The organism is Streptomyces yokosukanensis (assembly GCF_001514035.1).
GTDB classification, from domain to species: Bacteria; Actinomycetota; Actinomycetes; order Streptomycetales; family Streptomycetaceae; genus Streptomyces; species Streptomyces yokosukanensis.
In genome coordinates this window covers 96,339-111,168 of record NZ_KQ948220.1, presented here as the reverse complement: position 1 = coordinate 111,168, position 14,830 = coordinate 96,339, and the positions used below count along the sequence as shown (strand labels likewise).

General features: G+C 73.0%; 16 protein-coding genes. 8 read left to right on the top strand and 8 right to left on the bottom strand.

The window, feature by feature from the left end; genetic code table 11:
• Positions 1-31: 31 nt before the first annotated feature.
• A complete protein-coding gene (locus AQI95_RS32495) occupies positions 32-262 on the bottom strand; it encodes an antitoxin (RefSeq protein WP_067132168.1) in 231 nt (76 codons plus the stop codon).
• Between the two features lie 241 nt (positions 263-503).
• Here AQI95_RS32495 and AQI95_RS32490 point away from each other — a divergent pair, with 241 nt between their 5' ends.
• The 8 genes from AQI95_RS32490 to hypA all read left to right on the top strand — a co-directional run bounded on the left by AQI95_RS32490 (position 504) and on the right by hypA (position 6,872).
• Positions 504-2,024 carry a hypothetical protein gene (locus AQI95_RS32490; protein ID WP_244188916.1) on the top strand — a complete coding sequence of 507 codons (1,521 nt, stop codon included), beginning with the start codon at positions 504-506 and terminating at the stop codon, positions 2,022-2,024.
• Positions 2,021-3,088: an NADH-quinone oxidoreductase subunit B family protein gene (locus AQI95_RS32485; RefSeq protein ID WP_067132165.1), complete on the top strand. Its 1,068-nt coding sequence runs from the start codon at positions 2,021-2,023 to the stop codon at positions 3,086-3,088. The genes AQI95_RS32490 and AQI95_RS32485 overlap by 4 nt, the downstream gene beginning before the upstream one ends.
• Before the next feature lie 63 nt (positions 3,089-3,151).
• Complete coding sequence (locus AQI95_RS32480; RefSeq protein WP_067132162.1) at positions 3,152-4,945, top strand: nickel-dependent hydrogenase large subunit; 1,794 nt, start codon at positions 3,152-3,154, stop codon at positions 4,943-4,945.
• On the top strand, positions 4,938-5,501 hold the full coding sequence (locus AQI95_RS32475; RefSeq protein ID WP_067132160.1) for a NifU family protein: 564 nt from the start codon (positions 4,938-4,940) through the stop codon (positions 5,499-5,501). The genes AQI95_RS32480 and AQI95_RS32475 overlap by 8 nt, the downstream gene beginning before the upstream one ends.
• On the top strand, positions 5,498-6,088 hold the full coding sequence (locus tag AQI95_RS32470; RefSeq protein ID WP_067132157.1) for a DUF5947 family protein: 591 nt from the start codon (positions 5,498-5,500) through the stop codon (positions 6,086-6,088). The genes AQI95_RS32475 and AQI95_RS32470 overlap by 4 nt, the downstream gene beginning before the upstream one ends.
• 20 nt (positions 6,089-6,108) lie before the next feature.
• Entirely contained in the window at positions 6,109-6,315 is a 207-nt protein-coding gene (locus AQI95_RS32465) for a hypothetical protein (RefSeq protein WP_067132155.1), read from the top strand.
• Between the two features lie 58 nt (positions 6,316-6,373).
• Entirely contained in the window at positions 6,374-6,523 is a 150-nt protein-coding gene (locus tag AQI95_RS48105) for a hypothetical protein (RefSeq protein ID WP_167361976.1), read from the top strand.
• A 7-nt stretch (positions 6,524-6,530) separates the two neighbouring features.
• Positions 6,531-6,872: a hydrogenase maturation nickel metallochaperone HypA gene (gene hypA / locus AQI95_RS32460; RefSeq protein ID WP_067132152.1), complete on the top strand. Its 342-nt coding sequence runs from the start codon at positions 6,531-6,533 to the stop codon at positions 6,870-6,872.
• 36 nt (positions 6,873-6,908) lie between these two features.
• On the opposite strand, the gene hypE is transcribed toward hypA, so the two are convergent.
• From hypE to AQI95_RS32425, 7 genes are all read right to left on the bottom strand, one after another.
• Positions 6,909-7,982 carry a hydrogenase expression/formation protein HypE gene (gene hypE, locus AQI95_RS32455; RefSeq protein WP_067132150.1) on the bottom strand — a complete coding sequence of 358 codons (1,074 nt, stop codon included), beginning with the start codon at positions 7,980-7,982 and terminating at the stop codon, positions 6,909-6,911.
• Entirely contained in the window at positions 7,975-9,120 is a 1,146-nt protein-coding gene (gene hypD, locus AQI95_RS32450; RefSeq protein WP_067132147.1) for a hydrogenase formation protein HypD, read from the bottom strand. Before hypD ends, hypE begins: the two co-directional genes overlap by 8 nt.
• Positions 9,117-9,407: a HypC/HybG/HupF family hydrogenase formation chaperone gene (locus AQI95_RS32445; protein WP_067132140.1), complete on the bottom strand. Its 291-nt coding sequence runs from the start codon at positions 9,405-9,407 to the stop codon at positions 9,117-9,119. The genes hypD and AQI95_RS32445 overlap by 4 nt, the downstream gene beginning before the upstream one ends.
• A gap of 3 nt (positions 9,408-9,410) precedes the next feature.
• Positions 9,411-11,762, bottom strand: a complete 2,352-nt coding sequence (hypF, locus tag AQI95_RS32440) for a carbamoyltransferase HypF (RefSeq protein ID WP_067132135.1) — start codon at positions 11,760-11,762, stop codon at positions 9,411-9,413.
• Positions 11,759-12,481: a hydrogenase nickel incorporation protein HypB gene (hypB, locus tag AQI95_RS32435; protein WP_067132132.1), complete on the bottom strand. Its 723-nt coding sequence runs from the start codon at positions 12,479-12,481 to the stop codon at positions 11,759-11,761. The genes hypF and hypB overlap by 4 nt, the downstream gene beginning before the upstream one ends.
• A 74-nt stretch (positions 12,482-12,555) precedes the next feature.
• The gene (locus tag AQI95_RS32430; RefSeq protein WP_067132129.1) at positions 12,556-13,122 is read right to left on the bottom strand and encodes a hydrogenase maturation protease; all 567 of its coding nucleotides are present in this window, start codon (positions 13,120-13,122) and stop codon (positions 12,556-12,558) included.
• On the bottom strand, positions 13,119-14,828 hold the full coding sequence (locus AQI95_RS32425) for a hydrogenase maturation protein (protein WP_067132126.1): 1,710 nt from the start codon (positions 14,826-14,828) through the stop codon (positions 13,119-13,121). The genes AQI95_RS32430 and AQI95_RS32425 overlap by 4 nt, the downstream gene beginning before the upstream one ends.
• Positions 14,829-14,830 lie beyond the last annotated feature (2 nt).

The window sequence follows — 14,830 nt, the reverse complement described above, 5'->3', positions numbered from 1 at the left end:
CAGGCGGCCTGGACGGACCCGGGCGCGGCGGTCAGTGCTTCGCGCCGTTCTCGCCCAGCTTCTCGACGAGGTCCCGTGCCTTGTCCACGGCCGTGTCGATCGTGTCGCTGTGCTTGCCCCCGGTCCGGTCGTCGATGACGTCGCCGGCCTTCTCCAGACCCTCGGCGATCTTGTCCCCGTGCGCTTCGGCGATGTCCTCTGCCTTGTCCTTCAGGTTCTGAAGGGTGTCCTTGTCCTTCAGGTTCTTCAGGGCGTCGAACATGTCCGGTTCCTCTCCCTCGCCTGCCTTGCGCGGACCCGCCCCACGATCCCACGCGTGCGGGGGCGGGGAGGGCGGCTTCGGGAGGTGCTCCGAAGCACTGGGGGGTGGCGCCGGGAGCGCGCGAAACCGGCTCGGTGTCCCCTGGCCGGCCCAATCGAGGTGCGCCGGAGGAGCGAGGTGCCGTGACGGGTGTGACGGTGGTGGAAGGAGTGTGCCAATGGCCCGGTGACGAGGAGGCGGTATGTCGGATGGAGCCGGCGCGGGCGGCGCGGCGCAGGCCGCCGTGCTGGACGGTGACGGCGGCCTGGCGTACGGCGGTGCGTCCCGCGGCGACTTCGAGCAGGTCGGTGCCGTGGCGGACGCGGTGCTCTACGAGGGGTACCTGCTCTACCCGTACCGCCGGTCCTCGACGAAGAACCGGGTCCGCTGGCAGTTCGGTGTGCTCCTGCCCCGCGACTGGGTGGAGCGCGACGGACCCCTCGCGCCGGGGCTCTCCGGCTCCGCGGACTCCTGGTACCAGCGGACCGAGTGCCTGGTGCGGGCCGCGCGCGCCGACGCGGTCGTACGCGTGCGCGTCCGGTATCTGCAGGTGCAGGACAAGCAGGTCGAGGCGGCCGACCCCGAGGGCCGGTACCGCCCGGTCGAGTCGTTGCGGACGGCCGACGGCGCCACGCATCTGACGTTCGAGGAGGCGGTGCCGCGCGAGAGCGAGCTGGTGCTGCCGCTGGCGGAGCTGGTGCGCGCCGGTCGTACCGCCGCGGTGGGTGCGGCCGCAGGTGCCGAGTCCGAGCCGCTGGCGGGCGGCGCGGGCCGGACGGTGCGGCGGCGCCTGGAGGTACGGGCCGTCACCACGGTCGAGGCCGAACCGCTCGCGCCCCAGCTGTACCGGCTGCGGGTGCGCACCGAGAACACCGGCGAAGCGGCGGACCCGCGCGCCCCCCGCGACACGGCACTGCGGCAGGCGCTCATCGCCACGCACACCCTCGTCGGCGGGGACGGCGTGGAGTTCGTGTCCCTGATCGACCCGCCGAAGGAGCTGGCGGAGCAGGCGCGGCAGTGCCGCAACGCGTTCACGTTTCCCGTTCTCGGCGGCGCTCCCGAGGACCGCCCGACGGGCCCGGTCGTGCTCTCCGCCCCGATCATCCTCCCGGACCGGCCGCAGGTGGCGCCGGAGAGTCCGGGCGATCTGCACGACGCGGCGGAGATCGACGAGATCCTCACCCTGCGCACGATGCTGCTGACGGACGAGGAGAAGGCGGAGGCCCGCGCCACCGATCCGCGGGCCGCGCGGATCGTCGACCGGGTGGACTCGATGCCCCGGGAGGTGTTCGAGCGGTTGCACGGCGCGATCCGCTCCCTGACCCCGGTGCCCGCGCCCGGGGCCCCGGCCGCCCAGCGGCCCGCCTGGTGGCAGGAGGGCGGCGACGACGGACTGTCCCCGACGACCGACACCGTGCTCGTGGACGGGGTGTGCGTCGGTGCCGGAAGCCCGGTGCGGCTGCGTCCGCCGCTGCGCGGCGCCGACGCCCAGGACATGTTCCTCGACGGGCGGACCGCGCGGGTCGCCGCGGTCTTCCACGACGTCGACGGCAGCGTGCGGCTCGCCGTCACGGTCGACGACGATCCGGCCGCCGAACTGCACGGCTGGTACGGCCGTTTCCACTACTTCCGGCCCGACGAGGTCGAGCCCCTCGCGCCCCAGGGCCCCCCGGCTCCCGCCGGCCAGGCCCACGACCGACTGCGACGGAGGCCGCAGACATGACCACACAGAGCGGTACCACCGAGGCCAAGGCATCGAACGGCTTCGACGAGATCACCATCCTCTGGATCTCGGAGGGCATGAGCTGCGACGGCGACACCGTGTCGCTGACCGCGGCCGGGCAACCGTCCATCGAGGACGTGGTCCTCGGCCTCATCCCCGGCCTGCCGAAGGTGAACCTCGTCAACAAGGTGCTCTCGCCGAGTCTGGGCGGCGAGGACTTCCTGGCCCCGTACCGGGCGGCGGCCCGCGGCGAGCTGGAACCGTTCATCCTCGTGATCGAGGGGTCGATCCCGAACCAGAACATCATCGAGGGCGACGGCTACTGGACGTCGTTCGGCAACGACCCCGAGACCGGCCAGCCGCAGACCCTCAACACGTGGATCGACCAGCTCGCGCCCAAGGCGTGGGCGGTGGTGGCCGCCGGGACCTGTGCGACGTTCGGCGGCATCCACGCGATGGCCGGCAACCCGACCGGCTGCATGGGCCTCGCGGACTACCTGGGCTGGGAGTTCAAGGCACGCTCGGGGCTGCCGGTGGTCAACGTGCCCGGCTGCCCCATCCAGCCGGAGAACTTCATGGAGACCCTGGTCTGGGTGCTGCAGCACGCGGCCGGTGCCGCTCCCCCGCCGCCGCTGGACCACATGCTGCGTCCGCAGTGGCTGTTCGGCAAGACCGTCCACGAGGGCTGCGACCGGGCCGCGTACTACGAGCAGGCCGACTTCTCCAAGGACTACAACTCCCCCAAGTGCCAGGTGAAGGTGGGATGTTGGGGTCCGGTCGTCAACTGCAACGTGCCCAAGCGCGGCTGGATGGCCGGCATCGGCGGCTGCCCGAACGTCGGCGGCATCTGCATCGGCTGCACGATGCCCAGCTTCCCCGACGCCTTCATGCCGTTCATGGACGAACCGCCGGGCGGCACGCTGTCGTCGATGGTGATCCGGCCCTACGGGGCGGTCATCCGCCGGCTGCGCGGCCTGACCAACGACATGGTCAACCACGAGCCCAAGTGGCGCCACAACAAGCAGAAGCTCACGAGCGGTTACGACCCGCACTGGCGCGCCTGACGCCGTCCTTGCCCACCCCGTCTCCGATTCGCCCGACCCGAACAGCGAGGGGCAGTACCGCAGATGACGACCACCGACTCCCGGTCCAGCAAACGCAAGCCCGCCCAGCTCGTCGACATGTCATGGGATCCGATCACCCGGATCATCGGCAACCTGGGCATCTACACGAAGATCGACTTCGCCAACCGGGAAGTCGTCGAATGCCACAGCACCTCGTCGCTGTTCCGTGGCTATTCGGTGTTCATGAAGGGCAAGGACCCGCGTGACGCCGGGTTCATCACCTCGCGCATCTGCGGCATCTGCGGCGACAACCACACCACCTGCTCCAACTACGCCCAGCAGATGGCGTACGGCGTCAAGCCGCCGAAGCTGGCCGAGCACATCACCAACCTCGGCGAGGCGGCCGAGTACATCTTCGACCACACGCTCTTCCAGGACAACCTGGTCTTCGTGGACTTCTGCGAGGCGATGGTCAAGGCCACCAACCCCGGTCTCCTGGCCCGTGCCGAGCGCACGGACGCGCCGCGCGGGGACGTGCACGGCTACCGCACCATCGCCGAGATCATGCAGGCCTTCAACCCCTTCGAGGGCGAGGTCTACAAGGAGGCGCTGAAGGTCAGCCGGATCACCCGGGAGATGTTCTGCCTGATGGAGGGGCGCCATGTGCACCCCTCCACGCTGTACCCGGGCGGCGTCGGCACGATGCCGCAGCCGAACACCTTCACCGACTACCTCAGCCGCCTGATGCGCGTCATCGACTTCATCAAGAAGGCGGTGGCGATGAACGACGACGTCTTCGACTTCTTCTACGAGGCGCTGCCGGGCTACGAGGAGGTCGGCAAGCGCCGCATCCTGCTGGGCTGCTGGGGCGCCTTCCAGAACCCGGACGTGGTCGACTACCGCTACGCCTCGATGAACGAGTGGGGCAAGGCGATGTACGTCACCCCGGGCGTCGTCGTGGACGGCAAGCTGGTCACCAACAACCTGATCGACATCAACCTCGGGCTGCGCATCATGCTGGGCAGCTCGTTCTACGAGGACTGGGTCAACGAGGAGCCGTTCGTCACCCACGACCCGCTCGGCAACCTCGTCGACATGCGCCACCCGTGGAACCAGACCACGGTACCGGTGCCGCAGAAGCGGGACTTCGACGGCAACTACAGCTGGGTGATGAGCCCGCGCTGGTACCACCCGGACACCGGCGAGCACCTCGCCCTGGACACCGGTGGCGGCCCGCTGGCCCGGCTGTGGTCGACCGCGCTGAGCGGCCTGGTCGACACGCCGTACGTCAAGGCGACCGGCGGCACCGTCCGCATCACCCTGCCCAAGGGCGAGAAGCTCCCGGAGACGACCCTGGAGTGGAAGATCCCGAAGTGGAGCAACACCCTCGAACGGGACCGCGCCCGGCCGTACTTCATCGCCTACGCCGCCGCCATGGCCCTGCAGTTCCTGGAGGAGGCCATGGGGATGATGCGCAGCGGCGACACCAAGGTGTTCGAGAACTTCGAGGTGCCGGACGAGTCGATCGGCTGCGGCTTCCACGAGGCGGTGCGCGGTGTCCTCTCCCACCATCTGGTGATCAGGGACAAGAAGATCGCCAACTACCATCCGTACCCGCCCACCCCGTGGAACGCCAGCCCGCGCGACATCTACGGCACCCCGGGCCCGTACGAGGACGCCGTGCAGGGCCAGCCGATCTTCGAGGAGAACGGCCCGGACGACTTCAAGGGCGTCGACATCATGCGTACGGTGCGCAGCTTCGACCCGTGTCTGCCCTGCGGTGTGCACATGTACGTCGGCAAGGGCAGGACGCTGTCCACGGTGCACTCGCCCACCTACGGGGCGAACCATGGCTGACGCCGTCCGGCTGTCCGACCCGGCGGTGGAGGCACGGCTCGCCCGGCTCGACCAGGTGCTGGCGGAGCTGGAGTCCGCGCCCGGCCCGGCGCTGGAGGCGGTGTCCCTGCTGACCGAGGTCTACGGCGAGGCGCTGGCCCGGATCCTGGACGGCGCGGACTCACCCCTGCGGGAGCGGCTCGCCGGGGACGAGCTGCTCGCCCATCTGCTGGTGCTGCACGCGATCCATCCCGAGCCGCCCGAGCGCCGGGCCGCCCGTGCGGTGGAACGGCTGCGGCCGGCGGTGCGCGAGCGCGGCGGTGACCTGGAGTGGGCCGGTGTGGAGGGCCGGGTGGCCCGGGTGCGGCTGAGCACGGGCGGCGGATGCGGGGCCGGGTGCGGCGGCGGGAGCGCGGACACGATGACGGCCGTCCGGGCGGCGGTGCTGGCCGTGGCGCCCGAGCTGACGGCGGTGGAGCAGGTGGCACAGGCGGCAGAGCGCCGTGCGGCACCGGCGTTCGTACCGCTGACCACACTCACCCACCGGGCCGCCGCACAGCCCCGAGGGACGCGGTGACCGTGGACGGGGCACTGGCCCGGGTCATCCGCTCCGCGGCGGACCGCGCGGCGACGGCAGGGACCGAGCGCTGCGACCTGTGCGCCGCCGTCCTCGCGGACGGGCACCCGCACCTCTACGACACCGATGCCGCCGAGCTGCGGTGTGTGTGCCGGGCGTGCTCGGTGCTGTTCGCCTCCGAGGAGGCGGGCCGGTACCGGCTGGTGCCGCGGCGCCGGCTGCGGCTGCCGCCGGTGGACACCGCGGTGCTGGGCGTGCCGGTGGGGCTGGTGTTCTTCGTGCCGCACCGGGACGGCTCGGTCAGCGCCCAGGGCCCGAGCCCCGCGGGCGCCATGCGCTGGGAGGTGGACGCGGCGGCCTGGCGACAGCTGGCCGGCACGGTCGAGCAGCTGGCGTCCATGGCACCCGACGTGGAGGCGCTGCTGGTGAACACCGTGCGCGGCCTCGACGAGCACTGGATCGTGCCGGTCGACGACTGCTACCGGATGATCGCCCTGGTCCGCCGCGAGTGGCGGGGGCTGTCCGGTGGCGGATACGTCTGGTCGGCCGTAGAACAGTTCTTCAAGGAGCTGACCGAGCGGTCGTGAGACCCGGAAGGAGAACCGACATGGGCAGCATCCGCGTGGGCCGCCCCCAGGCGAAGCCCGACACGCCGTCCCACGTGCGGGGACTGCATCAGGGCAACCAGGGCCCCTACCAGCATCAGCCCGGACACCACACGGACGGCACCTCCGACGCGCGCCGTTCCACCGGTATCCACTCCACACGCCACGACGCCCTGGTGCAGGGCATGCCGAACATCTCACCGGGATGACAGAGCAGGAAGTGACGCCATGAAGATGGGCAGGAGAAGCAGGACAGAGCGGGCGGGGATGTCGGGACGGCAGCTGCTGGTGGCGCAGGCCGTGCTCGTCGGCACCCTGTGCGCGGCCCTGTTCGTCAAGGAACTCCCCGGCATCGTGCGGGAGTTGCGCATCTACCGGATGACCGGTGGGCTGCGCGCCGACCGCCGCTACCCGTGAGCCGCCAGTGCACGAGTTGTCGATCGCGACCGCGATCGTGGAACAGGCCGAGGAGATCGCCCGCGCCGACGGGACGGACCGTGTCACCACGGTGACCGTCCGGGTCGGCGAGCTGGCCGGTGTCGTGCCGGACGCGCTGCACTTCGCCTTCGAGGTGGCGCGCGAGGGCACGGCGCTGGCCGGGGCCCGGCTGGTCGTGGAGCAGGTGACCGCGCGGGCCTGGTGCGGCGGGTGCGCCGCGGAGTTCGACGTCGGCATGCCGCCGTTCTTCTGGTGCCCGTCCTGCGACCGGGCCTCGCAGGACCTGCGCTACGGCCGGGAGCTGGAGATCTCGGCCGTCGAGGGGTGACCCGGCCCCGACCTGAGGGCGGGGCCGGGTGGCCACTCAGCAGATGCGGGGCAGTTGCTCCCCGAGCGGAAGGTCCACCACCCGGGTGCCACCGAGGCCGGTGGCCATGACCACCATGCCCGGGTGGTCCTCGACGCACTCCCCGACGAGCACGGCGCCGCCGCCGTGCGGGTGGGCGCGCATCGCCGCGAGGACGGCCTCGGCGTGCGGCGCGGGCACGAAGGCGACGAGCCGGCCCTCGTTTGCGACGTACAGCGGGTCCAGGCCGAGGAAGCCGCAGGCGTTCGCGACCTCGTCCGGGACCGGGACGGCCCGCTCGCGCAGCCGGACTCCGGTGCCGGAGGCGCGGGCGATCTCGTTCAGGGACGCCCCGAGCCCGCCCCGGGTCGGATCCCGCAGCACGTGGATGTCCTTCGTGACCGCCAGCATGGCCGCCACGAGGTCCGCCAGGGGCGCGGTGTCGGAGGCGATCTCGACACCGAACTCCAGGCCCTCGCGGACGCTCATGATGGCCACGCCGTGCAGTCCGATGGGTCCGCTGACGATGACGGCGTCGCCCGGCCGGGCGCGCTGCGGGCGGATGTCGACACCGTCCGGTACGAGGCCGACACCGGCGGTGGTGACGTAGACGCCGTCTCCGTGCCCGGACTCCACGACCTTGGTGTCGCCGGTGGCGATGGTGACGCCCGCGGCCTTCGCCGCCGCGCCCATGGCCTGGGCGACCCGGCCGACGACGTCCAGTCCCACGCCCTCTTCCAGGACGAAGGCGGTGGACAGGTAGGCGGGCCGGGCGCCGCTCATCGCCAGGTCGTTCACGGTGCCGTTGACGGCGAGGTCGCCGAGGCTGCCGCCGGGGAAGAACAGCGGGCGTACGACGTAGGAGTCGGTGGAGAAGGCCAGCCGGGCGCCGCCCAGGTCGAGGACGGCCGAGTCGGCGAGGGCGGCCAGGGTGGGGTTGCCGTAGGCGGGGGCGAAGATCTGCTCGATCAGTTCCGCGGACAGGGCGCCGCCCCCGCCGTGGCCCATGACGACGACCGGCTGGTCGCGCAGGGGGGCGGGGCAGGTCCAGTTCGCGGGGTCCACGGCCGCTTCGGTTGCGAGGTCAGCCAACGGTGTTCAGCTCCTCCCGTGGGATGCGCGATCCCTGTTGTGCGGGACCGTCGGTCATCCGGCGGTACAGGTGGTAGGCCGCGCAGGCGCCCTCGTTGGAGACCATGGTGGCGCCGAGCGGGGTGCGCGGGGTGCAGGCCGTGCCGAAGGCTTCGCACTCGGTCGGCTTGATCAGCCCCTGCAGCACCTCGCCGGCGCGGCACACGGCGGGCTCCTCGGTGCGGATGCCGGTGACGTCGAAGCGGATCTCGGCGTCGTAGGCCCGGTAGGCCTCGGACAGCCGCCAGCCGCTGTCGGGGATGGGGCCGATGCCGCGCCAGTTGCGGTCGGTGACCTCGAAGACCTCCCGCAGCATGCGCAGGGCCGCCGGGTTGCCCTGCTCGCGCACGGCGCGCGGGTAGGCGTTCTCCACCCGGTGCTCGCCGCGCTCCAACTGGTGGACGGCGCGGCGGATGCCCTCGAGGATGTCCAGCGGCTCGAAGCCGGTCACGACGACGGGCACGCGGTGCCGCTCGGCCAGCTCCGGGTACTCGGCCGTGCCCATCACGCTGCACACGTGCCCGGCGGCGAGGAAGCCCTGCACCCGGCACTCGGGGGCGGTCATGATGGCCGCGATCGCGGGTGGGACCCGGACGTGGGAGACCAGCAGGCTGAAGTTGTCCAGGCCCAGACGGCGGGCCTGGTGGACGGCCATGGCGTTGGCGGGGGCGGTCGTCTCGAAGCCGATGGCGAAGAACACGACCTGCCGGTCGGGGTGCTTGCGGGCGAGGTCGAGCGCGTCCAGCGGTGAGTACACCACGCGTACGTCACCGCCCTCGCCCTTGACCCGGAACAGGTCCCGGTCGGTGCCGGGCACCCGCAGCATGTCGCCGAAGGAGCAGAACATCACCCCGGGGCGGGCGGCGATCTCCAGGGCCTGGTCGATGACGTCGAGCGGTGTGACGCACACGGGGCAGCCGGGTCCGTGGATCAACTCGACCTCCTCCGGGAGGAGTTGGTCGATGCCGTGGCGGATGATGGAGTGGGTCTGGCCGCCGCACACCTCCATCAGCGCCCAGGGGCGGGTGACCGTGGCGCGGATCTCGTCCAGCAGCCGGCGCGCCAGGTCCGGGTCGTTGAACTCGTCGATGTACTTCACCGGGTCTCACTCCCGCTCTCCTGCCGGGCCGCCTGCTCCCAGGCGTCTCCGAACTCCTCCTCCAGCAGCCCAAGTTGCTGGAACAGCTCCAGGGACGCGCGGGCCGACTCCTCGTCCAGCCGCTGCAGGGCGAAGCCGACGTGGACGATGACGTACTCCCCCACCCGGACGTCGGGCAGATACTCCAGGCACGCCTGTTTGCGCACTCCGCCGAAGTCGATCAGCCCGGTCCTGGGGTCGGCGCGATGGTCGATGGACACGACCTTGCCGGGCATCGCCAGACACATGGGTCACTCCGTCTCGTGATGGTTCGCTGTTCCCGCGACCATGAGCTGGCCGAGCGCCAGTCCACCGTCGTTCGGGGGGACTTCACGGTGGCGGAGGACCGCGAACCCCGAGCCGGTGAGCAGCGTCGTGGTCTCCTCCTCCAGCAGGGCGTTGGCGAAGACACCTCCGGAGAGGGCGACGACGGTCAGACCGGTCTCCGCGCGGGCGCGCCGGCAGATCTCGGCGACGGCCCGCGCGACGCCCCGGTGGAAGCGGGCCGCCAGGACCGGTGCGGGGGTGCCGCGCCGCCGGTCCGCGAGCAGGGCGCTCAGCATCGCCGCGGGGTCGCAGCGCAAAGGGCCCGCGCCGGTCAGGTCGAAGGGGTACGCCACGGCGTCCGCGTCCCTGGCCTCCAGCGCCGCCGCCTCCAGTTCCATCGCGGCCTGTGCCTCGTACCCGGCGCGGTGGCAGACCCCGGCCAGGGACGACACGGCGTCGAAGAGGCGTCCCATGCTGGAGGTCGGGACGCAGGCCACGTCCTGGGTCAACTGGCGGTGCAGCACGGCGCGTTCCGTCTGCGTGCACGCGAGGAAGCTCGGCAGATCCGGCTCCCACGGCAGCCCGGCCGCCCACAGGCGGGCCAGCGCCAGCCGGCAGGGGTTGGCCACTCCGGCGTCCGCGCCGGGCAGCGGGGCGGGGGCGAGGTGGGAGAAGCGCCGGTAGCCGGTGTAGTCGGCGAGCAGGATCTCGCCGCCCCACACGGTGGCGTCGTCGCCGAATCCGGTGCCGTCGAAGGCGACGCCGATCACCGGGGTGGTGCCGTCGAGGCCGTGCTCGGCCATCGCGGAGGCGATGTGGGCATGGTGGTGCTGGACCGACGTCGGTGCCGGGCAGCCGAGTCGGCGGGAGCGGTGGCGGGCCCGGCGCGTCGAGTGGTAGCCGGGGTGCCGGTCGGCGGCGACGCGGGCCGGGACGACTCCGGTCAGGCGGATCAGGTGCCGCTCGGCCCGTTCCGCGGCCTCAAGGGTCGCCAGGTCTCCCATGTCGCCGATGTGCGGCCCGAGCCAGGCGTGGTCGCCCTCGCCCAGGCACAGCGCGTTCTTCAGGTCGCCGCCGACCGCGAGGGTGGCGCGGACCGGAACCGGAAGGCGCAGCGGACGCGGCACATAGCCGCGCGAGCGCCTGAGGACCTGTTCGGTGCCGTCCGGACGGACCCGCAGGAGGGAGTCGTCGCACGGCGAGGCGATGGGCCGGTCGTGGGCGAGCCAGGCGTCGGCCAGTCCGGCCAGCCGGGTCAGCGCCTCGGCGTCGTCGGTGACGATGGGCTCGCCGGAGCGGTTGCCGCTCGTCATCACCAGCACCCGGGGGCCGGGCGGATCGCCGGGCAGCCCGAACAGCAGGGTGTGGACGGGGGTGTAGGGCAGCATCACCCCCACGTACGGGCTGCCCGGGCAGACCTGGTCGGCCAGGCGCAGGCCGTCCGCCGGGGTGCGCCGGCGAAGCAGGACGACGGGGCGCCGGGGGCCGGTCAGCGCGCTCCGTTCGGCGGCGGAGAGGACGGCGAGCCGCTCCGCGGTGGCCAGATCCGCGCACATCACCGCGAAGGCCTTGCCGCCGCGTTCCTTGCGGCCGCGCAGCGTGGCCACGGCCCGCTCGTCGGTGGCGTCGCAGGCCAGGTGGTAGCCGCCGACGCCCTTGACGGCGACGATCCGGCCGGCGGCCAGCAGCGCCCGGCCCGTGGCGAGGGCGTTCGCGTCCCGCGCCGGGCGAAGGCCGCCCAGGGCCGCGGTGAGGGTGAGCCGGGGCCCGCAGTCGGCGCAGGCGACGGGCTGGGCGTGGAAGCGCCGGTCGGCGGGCTCGCCGTACTCGCGCGCGCAGGACGGACACATCGGGAAGCCGGCCATGGTGGTGACGGCGCGGTCGTACGGCATCCCGGTGGCGATGGTGAAGCGGGGGCCGCAGTGGGTGCAGGTGATGAACGGGTGCCGGTGCCGGCGGTCGGCCGGATCGGCCAGTTCGCGCAGGCAGTCGGCGCAGGTCGCGGTGTCGGGCGGCAACTGGGTGCGGCCGCCGGCCCGCTGGGTGGAGCGGATCGCGAAGGGCCCGGTGTCGCCGGTGGTGGGCAGGTCCTCGCCGGCGATGCCGCTCACGGTGGCCAGCGGCGGCGGCTCCTCGGCCACGGTGGCGCAGAAGCGGTCGACCTCGTCCGCCGGTCCCTCGACCTCGACGATCACGCCGTCGCCGGTGTTGCCGACGAACCCGGCCAGGCCCAGCCCGGCGGCGAGACGGTGCACGTACGGCCGGAAGCCCACGCCCTGCACGGTTCCGCGCACGGTGAGCCGACGGCGCACGGGGCCGGTGGCGGGGGCGGTCATACGGCGGGAGCGGCAGCGGAGTGGTGATGGCCGTGCGGACGCGGCGCGAGCGGCGGCCGGTGCAGGGGGCCGGCGCCGGCGGCGAGGGCGCGGTCCAGGAGGGTGTCGACACCGGTGCCGGTGCGGGCGCAGGACCGTACGATCTCCACGTCCGGATTGACCCGGTGCACGTTCGTCCGGAAGGCGGTCTCGTCGAAGCCGGCCGGTTCGGCGAGGTCCGTCTTGGTGATCACGACCAGGTGGGCGGAGCCGAACGCGGTCGGGTACTTCAGCGGTTTGTCCTCGCCCTCGGTGACCGCCATGAGCACGATCCGCAGGGTCTCGCCGAGGTCGTAGGCGGCCGGGCAGACGAGATTGCCGACGTTCTCCACGAAGAGCACCGAGGTGTCGGCCGGCAGCCAGCCGGTCAGCCGGGTGCGGACCTGACGGGCCTCCAGATGGCACAGCCCGTCGGTGAGCACCTGCTGGACGGGGGCGCCGGAGCGGGCCAGCCGTACGGCGTCGTTCTCGGTGGCCAGGTCGGCGGTCAGCGCGGCCACCGCGACGCCCTGCTCCATCGCGCGGGCCAGGACCCGGCCGAGGAGCTCGGTCTTGCCGCTGCCGGGGCTGGACAGCAGGTTGACGACGGTCACGCCCTGCCGGGCGAGGTCGCCGCGCAGCTCCGCGGCCAGGTCGTCGTTCTTGGCCAGAACGGCCTGCTTGACGTCGGACCGGCACATGGGCGCTGCTCCTCGGATGCGGCGGTTGAGGCCCGGGTCGCGTCCGTGCGGGCCGGGCCTCACCGATCTTCCGCTCAGCCGCCCGCCGTGCGGGGCAGCGCAGCCGGGTGCCGGGGCCCGGATTCCATCGGGTGGCCCAACGGGGGTGCGGGCGCGGCGGGGTCGGCGAGCAGCGCCGGGACGAGTGTGTGCAGGGCGTCCACGGCCCGGCCGACGGCTTCCCGCACCGGCGCGGTGAGTCCCGGCAGGAGGTCCTCGTCGGCGGCCGGCAGCACCTCGGGCTCGCAGGCGAGGACGAGGACGCGGGGCAGGGGCTCGTCGCCGAGGTGGGTGGCCAGCGCCAGCACCTTGGCCGGGTCCATGCCGTGGGCCTCGGGCACGACGGTGCCGTCCGGCGGTTCGGCCTCGATCAGGCAGAGGGTGCCGGGGTGGTGGCCGCGGCGGGCGGTGTCGACCAGGACGGCGGTGGCGTACCCGTCGAGCAGGTCGTAGGCGAGGTCCATGCCCCGGATGCCGTAGTCGCGCACGCGCACCTCGGGCGGCAGCGGGCGCTCGTCGAGGGCGCGGATCACTTCGGGGCCGAAGGCGTCGTCGGCGAGGAAGATGTTGCCGATGCCCGCCACGAGCAGGCGCGGCGTCATCGGGCGTCTCCCGCCGGTGCGCTCAGGGGCCGGGGCGAGCCGGACGGTGTCTTGCGCACGAACGCCGAGCGCAGGGCGTGGTAGGGGGCCCCGGGGTCGAAGAAGATGGCGTGCATGCGGGCCAGTTCGGCCTCGCGGTGGGCGGCGAGGGGGCGTTCGCGTTCGTCGGCGGCGCGGGCCGCGGCCTTGTCGGCGATCCGCAGGTCGAGGCCGGGGGCGGCGGCGAGTCCGGCCGCGAGGCGCTCGACCTCGGGGGCGAAGTCGCCGGGAGCGGCTGCGACGAGCCGGTCCACCAGGCCCGTCCGTTCGGCGGACGCGGCGCTGACGGGCAGGGCCTCGGTGGTCAGCCGCCGAGCGTGCTCGGGTCCGACGCGGCGGGGCAGGCTGTACGTCCAGAACTCCGAGCCGTACAGGCCCATGCGCCGGTAGTGCGGGTTGAGGACGGCTCCGGTGCGGCACCACACCTCGTCGGCGGCGAGGGCCAGCATGACGCCGCCGGCCGCCGCGTTGCCGGCGAGCGCGGCCACGACCAGCCGGTCGGTGGTGCGCAGGACCGCCTCGACCAGGTCGTCCATGGCGAGGAGGTTGGTCCAGGACTCCTCGGCCGGGTCGGGGGCCGCCTCGACGACGTTCAGGTGGATGCCGTTGGAGAAGAAGCCGCGGGCTCCGCCGAGCACGAGGACGCGGGTGGGGCGGGAGAGCGCGAACCGGTACGCGGCGAGCAGTCGGCGGCACTGATCGGTGCTCATGGCTCCGCCGGGGAAGGAGAAGGCGAGGAAGCCGACGTCACCGCGCTGCCGGTAGCGGATGTCGGTCCAGGTGCGGCGCTCGGGCGGCAGCTCCAACGGGGCATCGGACTCCGGGAGTCGCAGACCGGGTTCCCAGGCGGCGAGCACCGAGGCGGCCGGGCGGCGGAAGGGGGCGGGGTCGCCGGAGTTCTTGCGGGGGCGCAGTTCCGGGATCCAGACGGCGCCGTCGCGGGTGGCCCGGCACACGCCGCCCGCCCGCCGGGCGAGGAGGTCGCCGGGACGGCCGCGCAGCAGGTCCTCGGGGTGGCCGCCGTGCAGGAACACCTCCCGGCCGAGGAGTTCGTCGCGGACGCCCGGCTGCGAGTCGGCGCCGCGGAGCTTGCGCAGGACCGTTTCGGTGTCGTCCCGCTCCCAGTCGATGCGCCGGCGCTCCTGCCGGAAGACGTCGCGCCAGACCACGCTGATCGACGCGTCGGTCTGCGGCCGGGGCTTGTAGGCGCCTTCGGCGTAGCGGCGTACGGCGGTGCGCACGGCGGTGACGGCGGCGTCGGAGACCTCGCCCCGGTACAGGTCGCTCTTGCCGACGGGCGTCACGGGGAACGGCTCCGCCGCCCAGACCGCGCCCGCGTCCATCGCCGCCTCCGCCTGCAGGACCGTCACGCCCCACTGCGCGGCCCGCTCGGCGACGGCCCAGTCCAGAGAGGACGGGCCACGGTCGCCGGGCGGCCCCGGATGCACGATCAGGCAGGTGTGTTCGCGCCACACGTCCTCGGGCAGGGCCGTCCTGAGCATCGGCGCGACGACCAGTTCCGGACGCAGCTCGTGCGCGGCGGCCCGGACCTGGTCGTCGCCCTGCGAGGCGAGTACGACGTCCACGCGGTGCCCGAGGTCGGACAGTTCGGCGTACACGCGCTGGGTGAGGCTGTTGAACGCACTGGCGACGAGCAAAATGTTCATGA

What these genes read in the sequence shown, in the direction of transcription:
- AQI95_RS32495 (WP_067132168.1), bottom strand. Translation starts at nt 262, where the DNA reads ATGTTCGACGCCCTGAAGAACCTGAAGGACAAGGACACCCTTCAGAAC.
- AQI95_RS32490 (WP_244188916.1), top strand. Translation starts at nt 504, where the DNA reads ATGTCGGATGGAGCCGGCGCGGGCGGCGCGGCGCAGGCCGCCGTGCTG.
- AQI95_RS32485 (WP_067132165.1), top strand. Translation starts at nt 2,021, where the DNA reads ATGACCACACAGAGCGGTACCACCGAGGCCAAGGCATCGAACGGCTTC.
- AQI95_RS32480 (WP_067132162.1), top strand. Translation starts at nt 3,152, where the DNA reads ATGACGACCACCGACTCCCGGTCCAGCAAACGCAAGCCCGCCCAGCTC.
- AQI95_RS32475 (WP_067132160.1), top strand. Translation starts at nt 4,938, where the DNA reads ATGGCTGACGCCGTCCGGCTGTCCGACCCGGCGGTGGAGGCACGGCTC.
- AQI95_RS32465 (WP_067132155.1), top strand. Translation starts at nt 6,109, where the DNA reads ATGGGCAGCATCCGCGTGGGCCGCCCCCAGGCGAAGCCCGACACGCCG.
- AQI95_RS48105 (WP_167361976.1), top strand. Translation starts at nt 6,374, where the DNA reads ATGTCGGGACGGCAGCTGCTGGTGGCGCAGGCCGTGCTCGTCGGCACC.
- AQI95_RS32445 (WP_067132140.1), bottom strand. Translation starts at nt 9,407, where the DNA reads ATGTGTCTGGCGATGCCCGGCAAGGTCGTGTCCATCGACCATCGCGCC.
- hypF (WP_067132135.1), bottom strand. Translation starts at nt 11,762, where the DNA reads ATGACCGCCCCCGCCACCGGCCCCGTGCGCCGTCGGCTCACCGTGCGC.
- hypB (WP_067132132.1), bottom strand. Translation starts at nt 12,481, where the DNA reads ATGTGCCGGTCCGACGTCAAGCAGGCCGTTCTGGCCAAGAACGACGAC.
- AQI95_RS32430 (WP_067132129.1), bottom strand. Translation starts at nt 13,122, where the DNA reads ATGACGCCGCGCCTGCTCGTGGCGGGCATCGGCAACATCTTCCTCGCC.
- AQI95_RS32425 (WP_067132126.1), bottom strand. Translation starts at nt 14,828, where the DNA reads ATGAACATTTTGCTCGTCGCCAGTGCGTTCAACAGCCTCACCCAGCGC.